Source organism: Streptomyces sp. RFCAC02, assembly GCF_004193175.1.
In the GTDB taxonomy this organism is placed as follows: Bacteria; Actinomycetota; Actinomycetes; order Streptomycetales; family Streptomycetaceae; genus Streptomyces.
This window is the reverse complement of sequence record NZ_SAUH01000001.1, coordinates 100,906-121,123: the sequence shown is the minus strand read 5'-3', so window position 1 is coordinate 121,123 and position 20,218 is coordinate 100,906. Positions and strand designations below refer to the sequence as shown.

The following is a 20,218-nucleotide window of genomic DNA, read 5'->3' as shown; positions in this document are numbered from 1 at the left end:
GGGCATCCCGACACGAACTATGGGTGCGACCGTGCTCTGTGCTTCTATGGCGCATAGTAGAGGACGGCCGAGGGGACGCGCGGATGCATGTGATCGAGGTGCCCGTGGGGGACGACGGGCCCCAGCAGGTCTTAGTGCAGGTCAAGGAGTTGGACGAGGGTTTGGTCCGGGTCGGCCGCACCGGCGGGCGTACCGCCGCGCGCGCGGTCCAGTCCTTCGACGCGATGCTCGGGAGCATCCGCCCGGTCGCCGAACGGTTCGTCACCCACTTCCGGTCCCTCCCGCAGCCGCCGGACGAGATCTGCGTGGAGTTCGGCGTCTCGCTGTCGGCCGACGCGGAGATGGTGATCGCCAGCGCCTCGGCCGAGGCCAACTTCTCCGTCAGCCTGACCTGGCACCGGCCCGAACCCCCGCAGGAACAGGCCGTTCCCGGCGCCTGACGGCGCCCGCGCGACGGGTACGGCATCCAGCGGCCGATGCCGGGTAGACGGATGGTCCGACCGGACGGGCGACCGTTCCCCGTTCACGGAGAAGGAGGAGCAACCATGCCCGGGATCTTCAGCCGTGTCAGGGCCTTCAGCCGTACGCCGCAGGGCCGGCGGGCGATGCGGACGGCGCGGCGCGCCGCCGCCGATCCGAGGAAGCGCGCCCAGGCCCGCCGGCTGCTCGGCCGCCTGCGCGGCCGCCACTGAGCGGGTGCGCCCGCCGGCCGGCAGGACCGGCGGGCGCACCGTGGCGAACCGGTGGCGACTTCGTCCCGGGGGGAGACCGGCCCGCCATGGGCCGCTACCCTTCCCCCAGGGCCTTACCGAAGGGACGTTGCGGATGAGCGCCGGACCCGCCGCCGGGATGCCGTCGGCCGAGCAGATCGTCGCGATGCAGGACCTGGGCGACCGGGACCGCTGCCGTCACGAGATCGACACCGCGTCCGACGAGCGGCGCGACGCCGTGGTCCGCAAGTGGTGGGCCTGCGGGCTGCTCTCGCAACGCCCCGGCCGTGCCGACCAGTACGCCGCCGCGCACCTCGGCGGCGGGGACTGGCGGCCGGTCGGAAACGCCGCATGACCCGCTGGGACGTCTACGGCGACCCCGCGCTCGACGACCAGCTCGCGAAGAACACCGGCCCCGCGTGGGACGCCCTGCGCGGCCTGATCGCCGCCCTCGGCTGGCAGGCCGACCAGGTCGGCTGGGAACTCGCCTACCCCTGGCCCAACACCATCCGGCGCGCCCTCATCCAGGACGACACCACCGTCTACGGCGTCGCCGAGTACATCCTCGAATCCCGCCGCCACCGCATAGCGCGCATCCTCGCCATCGCCTGGCTGCCGGACATACCCCGCTGAGCCGGACGATTCCCCGCCGCGCTCCCCGTCCTCCCGCGCCCCGACCTCCCGGCGTGCGCCTTCTCACGTGCCCCTCCGGCGTGATGTTCTTGGCACCGGTGACGATCACCGACCCGTCGCCGCCCCTCCGGCACGCACCTCCAGGACAGCGCAGTGGACATTCCCCCGCAGGCCGCCCCCGCCCCGCACGACTCCCCGTCCCAGGACCCCCGGCACCTCGACTACGACGCGTGGCTCTTCTGGCAGGAGGCCGACGACGGACAGCGCCGCGCCCAGCTCGAACGCCAGGCCGCCCTCACCCGCGCGTGCGGCGCCGAGATCGGCGCGCGCACCTTCGTGTCCGGCCTCGCGATGGTCGCCCCGGACAGCCTGCGCCTCGGCGCCGACTCCTACATAGCCGCCCACGCCTACGTCACCGGCACGCTCCACGTCGGCGACGACTGCACCCTCAACCCGTTCACCGTCGTCCGCGGCACCGTCACCCTCGGGAACGGCGTCCGGGTCGGCGCCCACACGTCGATCCTCGGCTTCAACCACTCGATGGCACCCGACCGCCCCGTCTTCCGCCAGCCCACCACCGCGCGCGGCATCACCATCGGCGACGACGTGTGGATCGGTTCCAACGCGGTCGTCGTCGACGGGGTGACGATCGGCGACCACGCCGTCGTCGGCGCCGGGGCCGTCGTCACGAAGGACGTGCCCGACTGGGCCGTCGTCGCGGGCAACCCCGCCCGCCGCATCCGTGACCGCCGCGCACCCGGGCGCACCGGAGCACCCACCCGCCACCGGGCGGCCGCCGACCGCATCGCCGCCCTCGCCGAACGGGCCGCCGCCCAGGCCGTCACGCTCATCGACCGCTGCTGGGACCCGGGCGCCACGGCCCCCGACGGCACCCCCACCGGCCGCTACACCGACGCCCCGGGCGCCGCCCCCACCCTGCGCGCCCACGCCGACGCCGTCGAGATCGCCGACCTCCTCCTTGGCACCGCGCCCGCGCAGCTCACCCCCGCCGACCACATCGGCCGCCTCCGGCAGAACCAGGACCCCCGGACCGGCCTCACCCCGCTCCTCGGCACGGACGGCCGCCACGGCCCCGCCCCCACCGGCCTCGCCGACGGGGGCAGCCACTACCACGTCCTCAGCCTCGGGTACGCCCTGGACCTGCTGGGCGCCCGCTTCGACCACCCCGTCCACGCCGTCGCCGACCTGACGCCCGAAGCCCTCGTCGCCCACCTGGAGGGCCTGCCGTGGCGCGACGCCGGCTGGTCCGCCGGCGCGACCGTCGACACGCTCGGCACCGCCCTGCGCTGGAACGCCGGCCGGACCCCCGCGTCGCCGCTCACCGAGACGTTCTTCGGCTGGCTGCTCACGCACGCCGACCCCGTCACCGGCATGTGGTCCCGCGCCCGTCCGGCGGACGGCCTGCTCCAGCCGGTCAACGGCTTCTACCGCGCGACCCGCGGCTCCTTCGCGCAGTTCGGCCTGCCGCTGCCCCACCCGCGCGCCGCCGTCGACACGGTCCTCGGACACGCCGCCGACGACCGGCACTTCGGACCCGGCCGCACCACCGCGTGCAACGTCCTCGACGTGGCGCACCCGCTGTGGCTCGCCGGCCGGCAGACCCGGCACCGCGCCGACGAGGTGCGGGAGTGGGCGTACGCGCGGATCGACGGGATCGCCGGGCAGTGGGTGGACGGCGAGGGGTTCCCGTTCTGCTTCCCGCCGCTCAGCGGCCCCGTGACGGCCGGGCACCGGCCGGGCCTGCAGGGCACCGAGATGTGGCTCGCCACCCTCTGGTACATCGCCGATCTGCTCGGTCTCGCCGAGTCGCTCGGCTTCCGCCCGCGCGGCGTCCACCGTCCCGAGCCCGCCATCGACACCCGCCCCTGACGAGGAGAAGCAGCGTGCACGAACTCCAGGTCGACACCGAGGCCCCGGACCCGGCCCGGATCTACGACTACCTCCTGCACGGCAGGAACGGGAAGAACCACTACCCGGTGGACGCCCTCGCCGCCGAGCGCGTCATGGACGTCTTCCCCGCCGCCCGCGGTGCCGCACTCGCCAACCGCGCCTTCATGCACCGCGCCGTGCGGACCCTCACCCGCGAGGCGGGGATCACGCAGTTCCTCGACCTCGGCACGGGCATCCCGTCCAGCCCCAACCTGCACGAGGTGGCGCAGGCGGCCGACCCGACCGCCCGCGTCGCGTACGTGGACAACCGCCGCATCGTCCTGCTCTACGCGCAGGCACTGCTGCGCAGCACGCCGGAGGGCCGCACCACTTACGTCTTCGCCGACGTCACCGAGCCCGACGAGGTCCTCGGCGACCCGGTGGTGACGGAGCTGATCGACTTCCGCAGGCCCGTCGCGCTGTCCCTGTGCGCGCTGATGCACTACATCACGGACGAGCAGCGCCCCCACGACATCCTGCGGCGCTACCTCGACGTCCTCGCGCCCGGCAGCCACCTGATCCTCTCGCACGCGACCTCGGACTACCTGACGCCGGAACAGCACGAGCGCCAGGCCGCGTTCGCCCGCTCGGCCGGTACGGGGCAGACCGGTCAGACGCGTGACCACGGCGAGGTGGCGGCGTTCTTCGACGGCCTGACCCTCCTCGATCCCGGTCTCGTCCTCGCGCACCACTGGCGCCCGGACGCCGGCGGCCCGGCGGGAACGGCGGCCGTGCCCGAGCTGTCGGACCCGGAGGTCGCCCTCTACGCGGGCGTCGCGCGCAAGGACGGCTGACCCCGCCGGGCCGTGCGTCACTTGATCGGGTGATGTCGGTGCCGGCGGCGGTGGAACGGCCGGGCATCCGGGCAGGTCCCGAGGGCGTCCGGCCGTTCCCGGGCGTCCCCGTACGCCGCCGCCCCACGCCCGGAGGAACCCCGCATGCGCGTCCTGTGCACCTCGATGGGATCGCCGTCGCACGGCCGTGCCCTGCTGCCCCTGGCCCGCGCCGTCGCCGACGCCGGGCACGAGGTCACGATCGCGGCCACCGAGGCCGTCGCGCACGTCTTCGCCGCCGACCGGGTCGCCGTGGACGTGTGCCTGCCGCCGTTCCCGCCGCTGTCGGGGGACGTGGACCCGCTGGGCATGGACGGCGACGCCGCGGTCCGCTTCCGGAAGCTGACCGAGGGGATGGTCGGGCCGGGCGCCCGGGCGGCGCACCCCGCCCTGAGCCGTCTCGCCCGCGCGGTCCGCCCGGACCTCCTCATCCGCGACGGGATGGACCTCGCCGCGTGCCTCGTCGCCGAGGACCTCGGCGTCCCCCACCTGCCGATCCCCTCCGGCTTCGCCAACGCCGCCGACCCCGGCGTCGTGCGCGCGGTCCTCGCCGACGTGCGCGCCGCCGTCGGGCTGCCCCCGAACGACGCGGCCGACGCCGTCGCGCCCTTCGGCCGGTTCGACTACCTGCCGGCCGCCTACTCGTTCGCGCCCTTCCCCGGCCGCGTGCACGCGTACCGCCAGACCACGACCGTCGAGCGGACGGCCGGCCTCCCCGGCTGGGTGACGCGCCTTCCGGGCGACCGCCCGCTCGTCTTCGCGGCCATCGGCACGGCCCTGCCGATGGTCCGCGCCATGATCGCGGCAGGCGTCCCCGTGCCGCCCGGCATGGCCGACCCGGCCGAGCCGCTGCGGCACATCGTCGCCGGGCTCTCGGACCTCGACTGCACCGCCGTCGTCGCCACGGGCGGCATCCCCCTCGACGGCCCGGCCCCCGCGCCGCACGTCCACGTCACCGACCGCCTGCCGCAGCCCCTCCTCCTGGAGTGCGCCGACCTGTTCGTCACCCACGGCGGCTACAACAGCGTCCGCGAGGCCATCAGGACCGCCACACCGATGGTCGTGCTCCCGCAGTTCGGCGACCAGCCGCACAACGCCCGCCGTGTCGAGGCCCTCGGTCTCGGCCGCCACCTCACCGACCCGGCGCCCGACACCCTCGCCGCCGCGTGCCGCGCCGTCCTCGCCGACGACGCCACGGCGGTACGGCTGCGCGCCGCCCGGCTCGCCGTCCTCGCCCTGCCCGACCTCGCCCAGGCCCCGGCCGACCTGGAGGAGCTGGTCGCGGGCCGCCGCGTCGGGCCGCCGCGCGTCTCCGTGTGACGGCTGCGGCCGCCCGCCGTCACACGGCGCGGCCGGAAAACGGGTCGACAGGGGGCGGCGGGGCGCGGTGCGATGGCCGCCCGTGAGCCCGCGCCGCCGCCGTGGAGGACCCGCCCCGCATGAGCACCCCGACCCGTATGCACGCCGACGAGGCGGACATCGACACCGCACTCGTCCGCAGGCTCGTGGCCGCGCAGTTCCCGCGGTGGCGCGGCCTGCCGGTCACGCCCGTCGCGTCGTCGGGCACCGACAACGCCATGTACCGCCTCGGCGACACCATGGCGGTGCGTCTGCCGCGCATCCCCGCGGCGGTCGGCAACGTCGAGCGCGAGCAGCGCTGGCTGCCCCGGCTGGCGCCGCATCTGCCGGTGGCCGTCCCCGTGCCACTGGCCGAGGGAGTCCCCGGCGAGGGGTTCCCCTGGCCGTGGTCCGTCCTGCGCTGGCTGGACGGCCGCAACCCGGTCGCCGGCCGCCCCGGGCTGCCGGACCGCCTCGCCGCCGACCTCGCCACGTTCATCACGGCCCTGCGGCGTGCCGATCCAGCGGGCGCGCCGCCCGCCGGGCGCGGCGTTCCCCTCGCCGAGCGGGACGCCCCCACCCGGGAGGCCCTGCGGGCGCTGCGCGGTGAGATCGACACCCGCGCGGCCGGCGCCGCCTGGGACGACGCCCTGCGCGCCCCCGCCCCGGAGCCCGCCCCGCGCGTCTGGACGCACGGTGACCTGTCGCCGGGGAACGTCCTCGTCACCGGGGACCGGCTCAGCGCCGTCATCGACTTCGGCGGCGTCGGGGCCGGCGACCCCACCGTCGACCTGTCGGTCGCCTGGAGCCTCCTGCCCGCCGCGTCGCGCGGCGTCTTCCGTGCCGGGCTGGGCGCCGACGACGCGACCTGGGCGCGCGGCCGCGGCCGGGCACTGTCGATCGCGCTCATCCAGCTCCCGTACTACCGCGACAGGAACCCGGCGCTCGCCGCCACCGCGCGCCACGTCATCGCCGAGGTCGTCGCCGACCGCGCCGGGGCGGCGGGTCAGCAGTCGTAGGCGTACTCCGCCGTGCCGTCGCCCTCCCAGCGCACGACGGCGGTGCCGTACGCCGCTATCGGCACGCACGCCGGGTCGGCCTGGCCGGTCACGGCCACGGACGCCTCGATGGGCACGCCGCAGTCGTTGCGCAGGTCGGCGCTGCCGGGAGCCTGGCCGACCAGTTCGGCGCAGGCGCCGAGCGCGCCGGCGTCCGCCGCCTGCGCCGGCACGGTGGCGAGCGCGGCGGCCGCGGCGGCCGAGGCGGCCAGGAAGGTCAGGGTGACGCGGGCGCGGGTCATGGTCTCCTCCGATCGGGCCGCGTCCGCGGGCCGGGCGGGAGCCCGGCCGCCGCGGCCGCTTGCGAGCATGCCCGCCGCGCGGCCCGCGGAACCGGGCCCGGCACGACGACGGCGCGGCGGCGGGCGCCCGGAAGGATCCGGGTGCCCGCCGCCGCGCCGGGGGTCCGTGCCGCGGGGGCCGACGGTCAGTAGGCGCCCCACACGTTGTCCATCGAGCCGTAACGGTCGGCCGCGTAGTTGCAGGCGGCGACGATGTTGGCGACCGGGTCGTACAGGTCCCAGGAGGTGCCCTCGACGTGGTAGGCGTCGAACGTCGGCTGGATCACCTGGAGCAGGCCCTTGGAGGGGACGCCGTTCTGGGCGTTGATGTCCCAGAGGTTGATGGCGTTCGGGTTGCCGCTGGACTCGCGCATGATGTTCCGGTAGATGCCCTCGTAGGACCCGGGGATGCCGTGCTCGTCCATGATCGCCATGGCCTCGCGGATCCAGCCGTCCAGGGTGTCCGGGTACTGCGTGGTCTCCGCGGTGCCGGTGGACTCGGGGGCCTCGGCGGGCTCCGTGCTCTCCGTCGCCCCGGCGGCCGAGGATGAGGTCTCGGGCGCGCTCTCGGCGGTCGAGCCGGCCGGTGCGGTCCCGGCCTCGGGGGTGAGGTCGAGGATCTGCTGGGTGCCGCCGAGCGTGTCGCTCACGGTCGTGGCGCTCTGCCCGTCGGTCAGGCCGGTGAACGCCATCGGCGCCACGGTCGCGCTGGCGACGCGGGCCGGTCCGGCGGCGGCCGCGGCGTTGCCCGGGACGAGGGAGACGGTCAGGGCGGCGGCGCCGGCGGTCAGGACGCCGGCGATCGAGGCCTTGCGCGCCCAGGTCCTTCGGAAGGCGGTGGAACGTGTCGCGGTCATTGCGGGGGTACCTCGTTCGCAGGTAGGCGGTGAACGTCGCGATTGCGGACGAGCCGTCATACTCGACACGTCGGCGAACGGGCGGCAAGCACGGGACTTACGAGCCATCTCCGTAGCCGAAGGACCCGGTACCCGCCCCACTCCCGGGCGCCGCACGGGTGGTTGCGAGTGCGAACTACTATGCGGCATGGTATGTGGCGCGGGTCACGTGCTCCGCCTCACAGGAGCACGGCCCCGCTCTCACGATCCGTGTCCGCCCGACCGCGCCGCACGCCGTCCCGCGGACGTGTGCCCCGCCGAGGACAGGGCCGCGGGACCTGTCCTCCTGTCACCCGCCCCACGTGCCGGTGCCCCGGCGGCCCCGGACCGGCCGGGTCCCGGGGACCGGCCGGCCGCACCACGGCACCGCCCGGAGGAGCGGTCCGCCCGGGATGCCGTGATCATCCCCACCCTTGATCCGGCCGGGGTACCTGGTGATAGGAAGACCGGATGACGCAACACGCCGGCGACCCGTCGCAGCCCGCCACGCCGTTCCACGACCTCGACACCTTCTCCGCCCTGCCCCGTCTCGGCGGCCTGGTCCTCTCGCCCGACGGCCGCCGTCTGGTCGCCACCGCGTCCGTGCCCGGCGCCGACGGGACCCGTTTCGTCTCCGCGCTGTGGGACGTCGACCCGGCGGGCGGGCGCCCGGCCCGTCCGCTGACCCGGGGCGACAAGGCGGCCTCGGGGCCGGCGTTCACCCCCGGCGGCGACCTCCTCTTCGTCTCCTCGCGGCCGGGCCCCGGCGAGACGAGCGGCCAGGACGCCCCCGCGCTGTGGCTCCAGCCCGCCGCCGGCGGCGACGCGCGGGTGATCGCCCACCCGGCCGGCGGCGTCGGCGCGGTGCGCTGCGGCGCATCCGGCACGGTCGTCCTCGCGGCCGACCTCCTGCCGTCCGCCACCGACCCGGCGCACGACGCCGAGCTGCGCGAGACACGGGGCAAGGCCAAGGTCACCGCGATCCTCCACGAGGCCACCCAGGTCCGGCTGTGGGACCACGACCTCGGCCCCGGCACCACCCGGCTGCTGGCCGCCGACCTGCCCGACGACATCGCCACCACCGGCGAGGCCCCCGATCCGCGCGACATCACCGGACACGTCGGCCCCGCGCTGCACGATGACGGCGGCTGGGACCTGTCGCCCGACGGCCGGACCGTTGTCGCCGCCTGGGTCGTGCCGGAGGAGCGGGGCGGGCAGTACTTCACGCTCGTCGCCGTCGACGTGGCGACGGGGGAGCGGCGCACGCTCGTCGACGACCCGCGGCTCGACCACGGCGCGCCCAGCGTCTCCCCGGACGGCACCGTCGCCGCCGTCCCCGTCACGCGCCGCTTCACCCCCGACGACCCGGGCGACTGCTGGCTCACCCTCGTGCCCCTCGACGGCGGCCCGGCCCGCGACCTGGCGCGCGAGTGGGACCGCTGGCCGCTCGCCCCGGTCTGGACGCCCGACGGCGCGGCGCTCGTGACACCCGCCGACGACGGCGGCCGCAGCCCGCTGTGGCGGATCGACGCCACGACCGGCGAGGTCACCCGTCTCACGCCCGACGACGGCGCCTACACGAACCCCCAGGTCGCACCGGACGGCCGCTGGGTCTACGCGCTGCGCTCGGCCCTCGACAGCCCGCCGGCCCCCGTCCGCGTCGCCCTCGACGGCAGCGGCGCCGTCGAACACCTGCCGGGACCGGCCGAGGCACTGGGGCGCCCGGCCGACCTGCCGGGCCGGCTCACCGAGGTCACGACCACCGCCGAGGACGGCACGCCGCTGCGCGCCTGGCTCTCCCTCCCCGAGGACGCGTCCGCCGACCGGCCCGCACCGCTCCTGCTGTGGATCCACGGCGGCCCGGTCGCCTCGACCAACGCCTGGTCGTGGCGCTGGAACCAGTGGCTCGCCGTCGCCCGCGGCTACGCCGTCCTGCAGCCCGACCCGGCCCTGTCCACCGGCTACGGCGTGGACTTCGTCCGGCGCGGCTGGGGCCAGTGGGGCGGCGCCCCGTACACCGACCTCATGGCCGTCACCGACGCGGCGGAACGCCGTCCCGAGATCGACGCGACCCGCACCGCCGCGATGGGCGGCAGCTACGGCGGCTACATGGCCAACTGGGTCGCCGGCCACACCGACCGCTTCCGCGCCATCGTGACGCACGCCTCGCTGTGGACGCTGGAGCACGCCGTCCGCGTCAGCGACTACGCGTACGGGTTCGCCGACGAGTTCACGCCCGAGATCGCCGAGGCCAACTCGCCGCACCGTTTCATCGACGCCATCACCTCCCCGATGCTCGTGATCCACGGCGACCGGGACTACCGGGTGCCGTTCGGCGAGGCGCTGCGCCTGTGGACCGACCTCCAGGCGAAGCACGGGAGGGCGGACGGCACCAGCCCGCACAAGTTCCTCTACTTCCCCGACGAGAACCACTGGATCCTGACGCCGAACCACGCGAAGGTCTGGTACGAGACGGTCTTCGCGTTCCTGGCGCAGCACGTGCTCGGCGAGGAGTGGCGGCGTCCCGGGCTCCTGGGCTGAGCACCGTCGTGGCCGTGGACGGTGACGCGCGGCGGCGGGACGGCGCGGGAGCGGCCGTCACCCTCGGCCTGCTGGCTGCCTGGGCTGTGCACGACCTGGAGGAGGTGGTCACGGTGCCGCGCTGGACCCGTACGGTGGCACCGGGTCTGCGCGACCGCCTCCCGTGGGTGCCGGACGGGGTGTGGCGGCGCCTGGCGGCCACCCGCAGGCGCGAGTTCACGGCCGCCGTGGCAGTGATGGCCGTCCTGGTGGCCGCCGCCGCGGCCGACGGGTACCGCACCGGTGGGCGGTCCGCCGCGTACCGCGCCGCCCTCGACGGCTTCGGGCTGCACGGCGCCGCCCACCTGGCGCAGGCCGCCGTCGTCCGCGGGTACACGCCGGGCTCGGTCACCGCGCCGCTGGTCGTCGTCCCCTTCACCCTGTGGGCGCGCCGCGAGCTGCGGCGCGCCGGGGTCCCGGCACCGGCCCGTCCGCTCGACGCCGTGCGGGGGGCGGCGCTCGCCGCCGCGGCCACGGCCGGGGCGCACGCGGCCGCGCGGCGGCTCACCGGCGGACGCGGGCGGCCGCGCCGCTCAGGGTCTGTCCGCCGGGTCCTGTCGCGAGACAGGCGGGATCCGCCGGACAGACCCTGACCGCCGGCCGGGTGTTTCCCGGCGCGCGGCGGACGGCGCGCCGGCCCGGCGCGTCGACATGCGCGCGCGGCGTGCCGAGGGTGGTGCCCGGCGCGCGTCCGCGACCCGGGACGCAGCGCGCCGCAGCCCCGACAGGAGGACCGTGCCGCCCCGACCCGTTCCCCTGCGACGGCCGTGCGCCGCCGCGCTCGCGGGCGCCGCCCTCGCCGCCCTGCTGACCGCCGCCGGCCCCGCCGCCGCCTCGGGGGACGGCACGGTCGGCACCGCGTTCGCCCGGGCCGCCGCCGACTTCGGCGTCCCCCGCGACCTGCTGGTCGCCATCGGCTACGGCGAGACACGGCTCGACGACCACGACGGCCTGCCGAGCCTCGCGGGCGGCTACGGGGTCATGCACCTCGTGGACACCCCGGCCCACCGCACGCTGCGGACCGCCGCCGAGGAGACCGGCCTCCCGGCGGCCGACCTGCGCCGGGACACGGGCGCCAACATCCGGGGCGCCGCCGCCGTCCTGCGCGCCGAGGCCGACCGTCTCGGCCTGGACGCGGCCGACCGCGCCGACCCCGCCGCCTGGTACACGGCCGTCGCCCGCTACGGCGGCGCCGGCGACGACACGACGGCCCGCCTGTACGCCGACACCGTCTACGCCCTCCTGCGCACCGGCATCCACGCCGTCCTCGACGACGGCACGACGGTGGACGTCGACCCCAGCGCCGTCACCCCCGAACTCGGCACGTACGCGGACGCCGGCCCCGCTCCCGGCAGCGAGGACTACCCGCCGGCCCACTGGGCGCCCGCCCATCCCGAGAACTACGCCGCCGGCCGCACCGAACCGATCAGCGTCGTCGTCATCCACGTCACCCAGGGCTCCTACGCCGGCTCCATCGCCTGGTTCCAGGACCCGGCCGCCGAGGTCAGCGCGCACTACGTCGTCCGCTCCGCCGACGGCGACGTCACGCAGATGGTGCGCGACGCCGACACCGCCTGGCACGCCCGGGACGGGAACGCGTACAGCATCGGGATCGAACACGAGGGCTGGGTGGACGATGCCGCCTGGTTCACCGACACGATGTACCGCTCGTCCGCCGCCCTGACCCGCCACCTCACCGACCGGTACGGCATCCCGAGGGACCGGCGCCACATCCTCGGCCACGCGGAGGTCCCGGGCAACGACCACACGGATCCGGGACCGCTGTGGGACTGGGACTTCTACATGTCCCTGGTCACCGGCGACACCCCCGCCGCCTGACACCGGGACGGCCGTCGCCCGAGGCCCACCGCGCCCCGCCGCACCCTTACCGCCCCGCCGGACGGTCCGTAGGATGTCCGGCCATGACCACGCCCACACCCGGGGACGACGGCTACGAGATCAGCACCGACACCGCCCGCCTCGACGTGCCCCTGATCCACCACTGGCTCTCGACCGACGCGTACTGGGCGCACGGCCGCGACCTCGCCACCGTGGAGCGGAGCGTCCGCGGCTCCCTCAACTTCGGCCTGTACGCGCCCTCCGGCCCCCAGGTGGGCTACGCGCGCGTCGTCACCGACCACGTCACGTTCGCCTGGCTGTGCGACGTGTACGTCGCGCGGGAGCATCGTGGCCGTGGCCTCGGCGGCCGGCTCGTCGCCGCGGTGAAGGACACCCTGGAGCCGCTCGGCCTCACCCGCATGCTGCTCATGACGCGCGACGCCCACGCGTTCTACGCCCGCGCGGGCTTCACGGCCCCGCCGGACCCCGGCCGGCTCATGCTCCACACGTTCCCGGCCTGATCGGGCGGCGCGGTCACGCGGCGGGGCCGGCGGCGGCCAGCAGCGCGCGGACGGCGGCGCGGAAGGACTCGTCGTCGAGGAAGCCCGGCAGGCCGCCGCTCCGGCACACCCTCCGGTCGCGGCCGGGCACGTCCCGCAGGAGACCGGCGGCGGCGCCCGCCGCCGGGCCGACGCGTGTGAGGTGACGCACCGCGGCGAGCCGGACGAGCAGCCAGGGGCCCTCGTCCAGCTCCCGCAGGACCGAGGTGAGGACCGGCACGGCCGTGCCGGTGTCGCCGGTGGCGGCCCACAGGGCGTGGGCCGCCTCGACGCGTGTCCACGGGTCGGCGGCGCCGGTCAGCGCGCGGAACCGGTCCGCCCAGGGGGCGGCGCGGTGCCCGAGGTCCGCGAAGCGGCGGAGCCGCGTGTGGGGGAGTCCGCCGTCCACGGCGGCCGCGCGGGCGAGAGCGTCCAGGAGCGGGCCGGGATCGCCGGTGACCCGCAGGCAGGCCCGGGCTGCCAGGTCCGCCGCGGGGCCGTCGGCGCGCGCCAGCGCCCGCAGGGCGTCCCCGCCTGCCGCGCCCGCCGCCCCGATCCCGGCCAGGGCCTCCGCGGCCGGCGCCCAGGTCCGGTCGTCCTCCAGGAGGGACAGCAGCCGGGGGACGGCGGCCCCGGCGGCGGGTCCCCACGCGCCGAGGACCCGGCACAGGTCGCGCAGCAGGCGGTCGTCCGTGTCCGGGCCGAGCCGGTCGGCGACGGCGGGGGCGAGCACGTCGGCATACCCGCCGAGGCGCTCCAGCAGCCCGGGCAGCGGGGGGAGCTGGGGGTGGTGCCAGTCCGTGCCGAGGTCGAGCAGTGCGGCGGCCGTGAAGCCGGGCCGTTCGCCGGACAGCAGCGCCAGCACGTCCGGCAGACAGCGCGGGTCCCCCGTCCGGGCCAGCGCCCACAGGGCGGCGTCGGCGACGGCCGCCGGTGCCCGTTCGCCTCGTGCGGCGGTGTCGCCGAGGAGGGCGGCCACCCCGTCGGCGTACGCCGCCGCGGCCGGGCCGAGGCAGGCGAGCAGCTCGGCCGCCCGGAAGCGGACCTCGGGGGCGGGGTCCGCCAGGCGTTCCGCGATGCGGGGCAGCAGCGCGGGGGCGGGGGAGCGCCACGCGCCCAGCAGCCTGCCTGCCTGTTCCAGGGCGCCGATCCGCTGCTGCTCGTCGGGATGGTCCGCCAGCAGGCCGAGGACGAAGGCGGGGGACGGGCCGTCGAGCAGAGCCGCCGTCCACTGGTGCATGCCGCGCGCCCCGCACTCCATCGATGTTGTGTCGCGCCAGATGCCGACCCCGGGATCGCGCACCGCCGTCAGCAGGTGTCCGAGCCGCCGTGCGGGGAGCCCCGGCTCGTGCGGGGCGAGCGCGTGCACCGCCGCCAGGCGGGTCTGCTCCCCGGGGGCCGCCAGCAGGCTCCGCAGCAGGCCGGACGCCTCGGTGGCGAGGGCGCCTGCGGGCTCCCGAGCGAGCGCCCGGCCGGTGGCGAGGATCAGGTCGAGGCGGGTGGCCGGGTCGTCCTCGGCCCGCAGACGGCGCAGCAGAGCCGGCAGGACGAGCCGCCCGGGGCTCGCGCAGACGCGCAGCACGTCGGCGGCGGTGCGGCGGATGCGCGGCCCGGGGTCGTCCAGCAGGGCGATGATGTCCGGCAGGGCCGCCCCCCAGGCCCGTGGCCAGTCGGCGGCGACGAACCGGTCGGCGACCTCGGTGGCCTCCCCCGCCAGCACCGCCACCAGGTCGAGCGCCGCGTGCCGGCCGGGCAGGTGCGGCGACGCGGCGAGGCGGATCAGGAAGGGGAGCGCCGCCGGGGCGGCCGGGCAGATCCAGCCGCCCTGGTGGAAGAGGAGGTCGGTCAGGTCCTCCGCGGCGCTCACCGCGCCGGCCGGATCTGTTCCGCCGCACCTGCGCAGCAGCGCCGGTACATCGGCGGCGGTGCCCCGGTTGTGCTCCAGCGACGCCCAATCGACGGCGTCCAGTCCCTCCCACACCCGTGCGACTCTATCGACGGACCCCGGACGCGACTGCGCCCGTGCCCGCCCCTGGGGGCGGACACGGGCGCGTCACCGCGTGTCCTACCGGCTGTCGCCGGCGGGGGAGACCGCCGCGGCCGGCTCGGGCCGCTCCCCGCCGGCGGCGGCTTCCCCGTCCGCCGGGGCCGGCTGCGGCTTCTGCAGGTCGAGGCTGTCGCGCAGCGTCGCCGGGGTGAGGAACAGCACGGCGGCCAGGCCGACCAGCGCGATGACCGCCGAGATCAGGAAGATGTGGCCGGTCGCGTCCCCGTAGGCGCCGCGCACGATCTCCCGGACGGGCGCGGGCATGGCGTCCACGTTCAGGGTGGAGCCGCCCCCGGCCGAGTCGGCCGCCGAGGGGTCGATGCCGAGCCGCTCAAGACCGCGCGCGATCTTGGCCGAGACCTGGTTGGCCAGGACGGCGCCGAGCACCGAGACACCGATGGTGCCGCCCAGCGAGCGGAAGAACGTGATCGCGCCGCTGGCCGCGCCGATCTCGTTCAGCGGGACGGTGTTCTGGACGACCAGGACGAGGTTCTGCATCGACATGCCGACACCGACGCCGACGGCGAACATCCCGGCGCCCACGTAGACCAGCGACGTCCCGTGGTCGATGAACGACAGGAGGAAGAAGCCGAGCGTCAGGACGACGACACCGGCCAGGATGTACGGCTTGACCCTGCCGGTGCGCGAGACCATGCGGCCCGCGACGGACGAGGACAGCAGCACGCCGGCCATCATCGGGATCGTGAGCAGGCCCGCCTCGGTGGGGGAGTAGCCGCGGCCGATCTGGAAGTACTGGCCCATGAACACCGCGCCGCCGAACATGGCCATGCCCACGGCCAGGCTCGCGATGATGGCGAGGGCCGGGTCACGGCGCCGGATGACGTGCAGCGGCACGACGGGCTCCCGCACGCGGGCCTCGACGACCACCGCCGCGCCGAGCAGCACGATGGTGCCGGCGACCATCGCGGCCGTCTGCCACGACAGCCACGCGAACTCGTTGTCGACGAAGGTGACCCACAGCAGCAGGAGGCTGACGCCCGCGGCGATCAGCGAGGCGCCCGCGTAGTCGACCCGGGTCTCCGGACGGCGGGTCTCGGCGAGGTGCAGCGTCCGCGTCAGCATGACGAACGCCAGCGCGGTGAACGGCACGGCGACGAAGAAGCACCAGCGCCAGCCGAGCCAGGAGACGTCGGTGATGGCGCCGCCGAGCAGCGGGCCGCCGACCGTGGCGACGGCCATGACGCCGCCGAGGTAGCCGTTGTACCGGCCGCGCTCCTTGGGGCTGACCATCGCCGCGATGATCACCTGGACCAGTACCTGCAGGGCGCCCATGCCGAGGCCCTGGACGACGCGGAAGGCGATGAGCTGTCCGGCGTTCTGGGCGAAACCGCAGGCCAGGGCCGAGACGGTGAACAGGCCGATGGCTATCTGGAGCAGCAGCTTCTTGCTGAACAGGTCGGCGAGCTTGCCCCAGATCGGGGTGGAGGCCGTCGAGGCGAGCAGCGTGGCGGTGACCACCCACGTGTACTGGGTCTGCGAGCCGTTGAGCGAGCCGATGATCTGCGGCAGGGCCACGGAGACGACGGTCGAGCTGATCATCGCCATGAACAGCACGATGAGCAGGCCGCTCATCGCGCGCAGAACGTGCCGGTGGTCCATCGGCTGGGCGCCCGGCTGCGCGGTGCCGGGCGATGCGGCCGTGTGTGCGCTCACGCGCGAACCTCCTGGGGGACGGTCGGGAACAGGTACGACATCGAGCGTACTGCACACTGGGCATCTTTTCCCAATGGGCAATTTTCGTGGCCCATGAGGCATCATGGAGGCATGCACACCACCGCTGGACTGCGCGAACGCAAGAAGGCCGCCACCCGGCGGGCCGTACACGAGGCGACCCTCCGCCTGTCCGTGGAACACGGCATCGACAACGTCACCGTCGAGGCCATCGCCGACGCCGTCGGCATCTCGCGTCGCACGTTCTCCAACTACTTCTCCGACAAGGAGGACGCCCTCCTCTTCGGCGACCACGTGCACAGCAGGACCCTGCTCGCCGCGCTCCGCGAGCGGCCGGCCGACGAGTCGGCCTGGACCGCCCTGCGCGGCGCCGTCACCGAGGTGTACGCGCAGGGCGACCACACCGTCAGGGACCGCGACTGGGTCCTGCGCAGCCGCCTCGCCCTGCGCCACCCCTCGCTCCTCGCCCGCCAGCTCGCGCAGCGCGTCACCCTGGAGCGCGAGGTCGCCGAGGCCATCACCGGCCGGCCCGGCACGGCCGACGTCCGCCCCGACATCATCGCCGCCTCCTTCCTGACCGCCCTGCGGCTGGCCACGGCGGCATGGCTGCGCGACGAGGACCCCGGCGACTTCGGCACCGTCATCACGGCCTACCTCGACCAGGTCGCGCGGCCGTTCGCCTGAGGCGGCGGGGCACGGAAACGCCGACAGGCCCCCCGGATCTCCGGGAAGCCTGTCTGCGGGCGCCTGAGCGGTCCGGCCGTCAGCCGGCGGGGGACCGCGGCGGCACGGTCGTGTCCGGGATCTCGTACTCCTGGCGCCGGCCGCACATCCCGAAGCCGTCGGGCCGCGTCGGCCCGGTCGAGGTGACCCGCGCGCCGTCCAGATGAGTGCCGTCGCCCCGCTCCAGGGCGTCCAGCACCGCGCCCGTCGCCTGAGCCGCGGCCAGCGCGCCGTCCCGCCACCGCTCGCGCCACGCCGGAACCTTCGGCGCAAGCAGCCGTACCGCGGCCGCGTGGAACTCCCGCAGCGGCCCCGGATCACCGGCCCGCAGCGCGTCCCGCAGCGTGAGGTACCCCTCGACGGCGAGATCCCGGCGGCGCACCGCGGCGCGGGCCGCCTCCTCCTCCCCGGCCGGCAGCGCCGCGGCCTCCGCGTAGCGCCGCGGATCGGCCAGGTACTCCGGCGGGAAGGTGAGCACGGCGTCGCCGGCCTCGGGCAGGCCGCTGTTCTGCATGAGCACGGTCACCCGCAGCCGCCCGTCCCCGTTGACCATGCGGTGCACCGTCCCCGGCGTGAACCAGGCGACGACCCCCGGCCGCAGCGGCGTCTCCGCGTAGCCGTCCGGCGTGAGGGTCTGCACCGCGCCGCTGCCGTCCGTCACGACGTACGCCTCGGCGCACGCCAGGTGCAGGTGCGGGCTGCCGCCGCACACGCCGTCGGCGGCCGGCCATTCGTAGGCCGAGATGTGGGACAGCCCGACCGCCCCCGGAAGGGGATTGCGCAACGTCACGGTGATCGCCTCTCTCGCCGTCGTACCGCTGTCACCAGCGCTGGTTCTCCACATACCGTTCCGCGCGCTCCGCGTCCCACGCCCCGTCCGCGAAGACGACGCGGTAGCGGTAGGAGAACGACTCGCCGTGCGCCAGCTCGAACTCCTCGAAGAACGCCCACGAGAACGCCACCGTCGGAATCGGCTGCGAGCGCACGAACCAGTGCGACGGGTGCACGGCGGACGCCGTCGTGTTCTCCGGCGCGTGCACGAACAGCAGCGTCGTGTGCGCGTCCGTGTCGTCGCGCTCGGCCGTGAAACCGAGCCACCGCGCCTCGGCCGCAGGAGTGCCCATCGCCTCCTCGTCCGGGAGCGGACCACCCGGGAGCAGAACCGTTCCGCCGGTGAAGTCGCGCGGGCCGCGCCACTGCAGACCCGTGTAGCCGGCCATCTCGCGCCCGGCCGTCGTCGGGCTGCCGAACCGCAGCGGCTCGCCCCGCGTGTTGGTCAGGTGGATGGCCCAGTCCAGCGCCCAGGAGCCGTCCGCCGCGTCGGCCGAGTGGACGGTCAGCGTGCGCCGCTCGGCCGCCCACGCCTCCCCGGCGTTGCTGAGCCAGGTCAGGTCCTCCGCGATCGTGACCCGCTCGGCGTCGGCCTCCAGCACGGGGAACCCCTCGTGCCGCATCGATCCGATCCGGTCGTGGACGGGCTGATAACCCCGGTCCGGCCCGAGATAGGAGTTCCCGCCCCAGAAGTTCTGCTCGGACAGGTGGCTCGCCGTCATCTGCAGGCCCTTGTGCCAGCGATGGTCGTTCGGCCGGTAACCGGTGACCAGGGCGCCGCCCAGCGTGCGGACCGGGTGGGCGTACGGCTTGCGCGACTCGAACTCCACCGGGTCGGGCCGGTAGACGTAGCTCAGGATCTCGGTACCGCCGGCGGCGACGGCGATCCGCTCGCCGAGCGCGTGCTCGACGGACAGGGGTGTGGACAAGACGGCTCCTCGGTGCTCGTACGCGTGACTCGGTGCTTCGTGCTTCGGCGCGCTGTCAGGAGGCGGCGGGCGCCCAGTCGGGGTGGTCGCCGTGCATGGCGCGGTAGTACGGGTCGTCCGGCGTGATCTCGCCCGCCTTCACCGGCAGCCCGGTGAACGCCGCCTTGTACAGCGCCGCGTTGAACTCCAGCGTCCGCCGCGCGTCCGCGCCGCCCACCGGCGGCCGCTCACCGGACCGCATCGCGGCCAGCACACCGGCGAGCTGCGCCGTGTGGGAGCTGGGCAGATCGGCCGCCGGCGTGCGCCACCGCTTGATGCGCTCCTCGTCCTGCAGGCCGGGGCGCGGCGTGTACACCCAGTCCTCGTTGCGGTGCCCGTACAGGTGCGTCAGCTCGACCGTGGCGTCGGCGCAGTCGATGCGGATGCGGCTCACCTCGTCCGGCGACAGCACGCTGTTGACGACCGTGGCCACCGCGCCGTTCGCGAACCGCACCAGCGCCGTCGAGACGTCCTCGCTCTCCACGTCGTGCACCAGCCGCGCGGCCAGGGCGCGGATCTCGACCCAGTCGCCGAGCAGGTGCAGCAGCAGGTCCGTCTGGTGGATGCCGTGCCCCATCGTCGGGCCGCCGCCCTCGGTCGCCCACCGGCCGCGCCACGGGACCGAGTAGTACGCCGTGTCCCGGTACCACGTCGTCTGGCAGTGCGCGACGCGCGGCGCCCCGAGCTCGCCCGACTCCAGCAGCTCGCGGGCGTGCACCGTGCCCGAGCCGTACCGGTGCTGCGCCACGACGGCCACGTACGGTCCGCCCTCGCGCTCGGCCGCCGCCAGCTCGTCGAACTCGGCGAGCGACAGGCACAGCGGCTTCTCGCACCACACCCACGCGCCCGCCCGCAGCGCGGCGAGGGCCTGCCCGTGGTGGAGCGACGGCGGCGTCCCGAGGAGGACGAGGCCGGGCCGCTCGGCCTCCAGCATGGCCGCGAGGTCGGTGTAGCCGGTCACCTCGGCGCCGGCCTCTGCCGCCGCGCGGGAGCGGAACGCCGCCAGCCGCTCGGGCGCGACGTCCACCGCGGCGACCAGCTCGACCTGATCGGCGAGCGCGGCGATGGCGGGCAGGTGGGCGCCGGTGGTGATGCCGCCGGTGCCGACGACGGCGGCGCGTACGCGGGGGGAGGACGTGGTTGCGGACGGCTCTGTCATGGGGGAGGACTCCACGCTGTGATCGACGTAGCAAGCGCTTTCCGAGGAAGCGTCCGAAGCCAACCACGGATCGTGGGACGGGACAAGGGGGGTCGTGGCCTGCGGCGGCGCGCCGTACCGGCGGCTTCGCCCCGCCGGGCCGTCGTACCGCCCGCGCGGAGG

General features: G+C 75.7%; 20 protein-coding genes. 13 read left to right on the top strand and 7 right to left on the bottom strand.

Annotated features, from left to right (window positions below; all coding sequences use genetic code 11):
* Window positions 1–83: 83 nt before the first annotated feature.
* From EMA09_RS00540 to EMA09_RS00510, 8 genes are all read left to right on the top strand, one after another.
* Entirely contained in the window at window positions 84–440 is a 357-nt protein-coding gene (locus EMA09_RS00540; RefSeq protein WP_129837801.1) for a CU044_2847 family protein, read from the top strand.
* A 105-nt stretch (window positions 441–545) separates the two neighbouring features.
* Window positions 546–692 (top strand): hypothetical protein, encoded by a 147-nt coding sequence (locus EMA09_RS28110; protein ID WP_168220609.1) that lies wholly within the window; start codon window positions 546–548, stop codon window positions 690–692.
* Between the two features lie 133 nt (window positions 693–825).
* Window positions 826–1,065 carry a hypothetical protein gene (locus EMA09_RS00535; protein ID WP_129837799.1) on the top strand — a complete coding sequence of 80 codons (240 nt, stop codon included), beginning with the start codon at window positions 826–828 and terminating at the stop codon, window positions 1,063–1,065.
* Window positions 1,062–1,343: a hypothetical protein gene (locus tag EMA09_RS00530; RefSeq protein WP_129837797.1), complete on the top strand. Its 282-nt coding sequence runs from the start codon at window positions 1,062–1,064 to the stop codon at window positions 1,341–1,343. The genes EMA09_RS00535 and EMA09_RS00530 overlap by 4 nt, the downstream gene beginning before the upstream one ends.
* Window positions 1,344–1,496: 153 nt before the next feature.
* Window positions 1,497–3,233, top strand: coding sequence for an acyltransferase (locus tag EMA09_RS00525; protein WP_346655799.1), 1,737 nt, complete (start codon window positions 1,497–1,499; stop codon window positions 3,231–3,233).
* Window positions 3,234–3,247: 14 nt separating this feature from the next.
* Window positions 3,248–4,087 carry an SAM-dependent methyltransferase gene (locus EMA09_RS00520; protein WP_129837795.1) on the top strand — a complete coding sequence of 280 codons (840 nt, stop codon included), beginning with the start codon at window positions 3,248–3,250 and terminating at the stop codon, window positions 4,085–4,087.
* Window positions 4,088–4,231: 144 nt separating this feature from the next.
* Entirely contained in the window at window positions 4,232–5,446 is a 1,215-nt protein-coding gene (locus EMA09_RS00515) for a glycosyltransferase (RefSeq protein ID WP_129837793.1), read from the top strand.
* A 119-nt stretch (window positions 5,447–5,565) separates the two neighbouring features.
* On the top strand, window positions 5,566–6,483 hold the full coding sequence (locus EMA09_RS00510; RefSeq protein WP_240796156.1) for an aminoglycoside phosphotransferase family protein: 918 nt from the start codon (window positions 5,566–5,568) through the stop codon (window positions 6,481–6,483).
* On the opposite strand, the gene EMA09_RS00505 is transcribed toward EMA09_RS00510, so the two are convergent.
* Both EMA09_RS00505 and EMA09_RS00500 read right to left on the bottom strand, forming a co-directional pair.
* Window positions 6,471–6,764, bottom strand: a complete 294-nt coding sequence (locus tag EMA09_RS00505) for a hypothetical protein (RefSeq protein ID WP_129837791.1) — start codon at window positions 6,762–6,764, stop codon at window positions 6,471–6,473. The genes EMA09_RS00510 and EMA09_RS00505 overlap by 13 nt on opposite strands.
* A gap of 185 nt (window positions 6,765–6,949) precedes the next feature.
* Window positions 6,950–7,660: a transglycosylase SLT domain-containing protein gene (locus EMA09_RS00500; RefSeq protein ID WP_129837789.1), complete on the bottom strand. Its 711-nt coding sequence runs from the start codon at window positions 7,658–7,660 to the stop codon at window positions 6,950–6,952.
* Window positions 7,661–8,149: 489 nt separating this feature from the next.
* Between EMA09_RS00500 and EMA09_RS00495 the strand changes: the two genes are divergently transcribed.
* The 4 genes from EMA09_RS00495 (at window position 8,150) to EMA09_RS00480 (ending at window position 12,618) form a co-directional block, all read left to right on the top strand.
* Window positions 8,150–10,219, top strand: coding sequence for a S9 family peptidase (locus EMA09_RS00495; RefSeq protein ID WP_129837787.1), 2,070 nt, complete (start codon window positions 8,150–8,152; stop codon window positions 10,217–10,219).
* Window positions 10,220–10,233: 14 nt separating this feature from the next.
* Window positions 10,234–10,851, top strand: coding sequence for an HXXEE domain-containing protein (locus EMA09_RS00490; RefSeq protein ID WP_129837785.1), 618 nt, complete (start codon window positions 10,234–10,236; stop codon window positions 10,849–10,851).
* 142 nt (window positions 10,852–10,993) lie between these two features.
* On the top strand, window positions 10,994–12,097 hold the full coding sequence (locus EMA09_RS00485; RefSeq protein ID WP_346655798.1) for a peptidoglycan recognition family protein: 1,104 nt from the start codon (window positions 10,994–10,996) through the stop codon (window positions 12,095–12,097).
* An 83-nt stretch (window positions 12,098–12,180) separates the two neighbouring features.
* Window positions 12,181–12,618, top strand: coding sequence for a GNAT family N-acetyltransferase (locus EMA09_RS00480; protein ID WP_129837781.1), 438 nt, complete (start codon window positions 12,181–12,183; stop codon window positions 12,616–12,618).
* Window positions 12,619–12,631: 13 nt separating this feature from the next.
* Here EMA09_RS00480 and EMA09_RS00475 read toward each other — a convergent pair whose 3' ends face one another.
* Together EMA09_RS00475 and EMA09_RS00470 are read right to left on the bottom strand one after the other, a co-directional pair.
* Window positions 12,632–14,617: a hypothetical protein gene (locus EMA09_RS00475; protein WP_129837779.1), complete on the bottom strand. Its 1,986-nt coding sequence runs from the start codon at window positions 14,615–14,617 to the stop codon at window positions 12,632–12,634.
* Window positions 14,618–14,701: 84 nt separating this feature from the next.
* On the bottom strand, window positions 14,702–16,303 hold the full coding sequence (locus tag EMA09_RS00470; protein WP_129843751.1) for an MDR family MFS transporter: 1,602 nt from the start codon (window positions 16,301–16,303) through the stop codon (window positions 14,702–14,704).
* Window positions 16,304–16,468: 165 nt separating this feature from the next.
* Between EMA09_RS00470 and EMA09_RS00465 the strand changes: the two genes are divergently transcribed.
* Window positions 16,469–17,059: a TetR/AcrR family transcriptional regulator gene (locus EMA09_RS00465; RefSeq protein ID WP_129837777.1), complete on the top strand. Its 591-nt coding sequence runs from the start codon at window positions 16,469–16,471 to the stop codon at window positions 17,057–17,059.
* A 79-nt stretch (window positions 17,060–17,138) separates the two neighbouring features.
* Here EMA09_RS00465 and EMA09_RS00460 read toward each other — a convergent pair whose 3' ends face one another.
* The 3 genes from EMA09_RS00460 to EMA09_RS00450 are packed head-to-tail and all read right to left on the bottom strand — an operon-like array spanning window position 17,139 to window position 20,056.
* Window positions 17,139–17,888: a cupin gene (locus tag EMA09_RS00460; RefSeq protein WP_240796154.1), complete on the bottom strand. Its 750-nt coding sequence runs from the start codon at window positions 17,886–17,888 to the stop codon at window positions 17,139–17,141.
* Between the two features lie 31 nt (window positions 17,889–17,919).
* Complete coding sequence (locus tag EMA09_RS00455) at window positions 17,920–18,858, bottom strand: PmoA family protein (protein ID WP_129837775.1); 939 nt, start codon at window positions 18,856–18,858, stop codon at window positions 17,920–17,922.
* Window positions 18,859–18,913: 55 nt separating this feature from the next.
* The gene (locus EMA09_RS00450) at window positions 18,914–20,056 is read right to left on the bottom strand and encodes a Gfo/Idh/MocA family oxidoreductase (RefSeq protein ID WP_129837773.1); all 1,143 of its coding nucleotides are present in this window, start codon (window positions 20,054–20,056) and stop codon (window positions 18,914–18,916) included.
* Between the last annotated feature and the right edge of the window lie 162 nt (window positions 20,057–20,218).

What these genes read in the sequence shown, in the direction of transcription:
- EMA09_RS00540 (WP_129837801.1), top strand. Translation starts at nt 84, where the DNA reads ATGCATGTGATCGAGGTGCCCGTGGGGGACGACGGGCCCCAGCAGGTC.
- EMA09_RS28110 (WP_168220609.1), top strand. Translation starts at nt 546, where the DNA reads ATGCCCGGGATCTTCAGCCGTGTCAGGGCCTTCAGCCGTACGCCGCAG.
- EMA09_RS00535 (WP_129837799.1), top strand. Translation starts at nt 826, where the DNA reads ATGAGCGCCGGACCCGCCGCCGGGATGCCGTCGGCCGAGCAGATCGTC.
- EMA09_RS00530 (WP_129837797.1), top strand. Translation starts at nt 1,062, where the DNA reads ATGACCCGCTGGGACGTCTACGGCGACCCCGCGCTCGACGACCAGCTC.
- EMA09_RS00515 (WP_129837793.1), top strand. Translation starts at nt 4,232, where the DNA reads ATGCGCGTCCTGTGCACCTCGATGGGATCGCCGTCGCACGGCCGTGCC.
- EMA09_RS00510 (WP_240796156.1), top strand. Translation starts at nt 5,566, where the DNA reads ATGAGCACCCCGACCCGTATGCACGCCGACGAGGCGGACATCGACACC.
- EMA09_RS00505 (WP_129837791.1), bottom strand. Translation starts at nt 6,764, where the DNA reads ATGACCCGCGCCCGCGTCACCCTGACCTTCCTGGCCGCCTCGGCCGCC.
- EMA09_RS00500 (WP_129837789.1), bottom strand. Translation starts at nt 7,660, where the DNA reads ATGACCGCGACACGTTCCACCGCCTTCCGAAGGACCTGGGCGCGCAAG.
- EMA09_RS00495 (WP_129837787.1), top strand. Translation starts at nt 8,150, where the DNA reads ATGACGCAACACGCCGGCGACCCGTCGCAGCCCGCCACGCCGTTCCAC.
- EMA09_RS00480 (WP_129837781.1), top strand. Translation starts at nt 12,181, where the DNA reads ATGACCACGCCCACACCCGGGGACGACGGCTACGAGATCAGCACCGAC.
- EMA09_RS00470 (WP_129843751.1), bottom strand. Translation starts at nt 16,303, where the DNA reads ATGGACCACCGGCACGTTCTGCGCGCGATGAGCGGCCTGCTCATCGTG.
- EMA09_RS00465 (WP_129837777.1), top strand. Translation starts at nt 16,469, where the DNA reads ATGCACACCACCGCTGGACTGCGCGAACGCAAGAAGGCCGCCACCCGG.
- EMA09_RS00450 (WP_129837773.1), bottom strand. Translation starts at nt 20,056, where the DNA reads ATGACAGAGCCGTCCGCAACCACGTCCTCCCCCCGCGTACGCGCCGCC.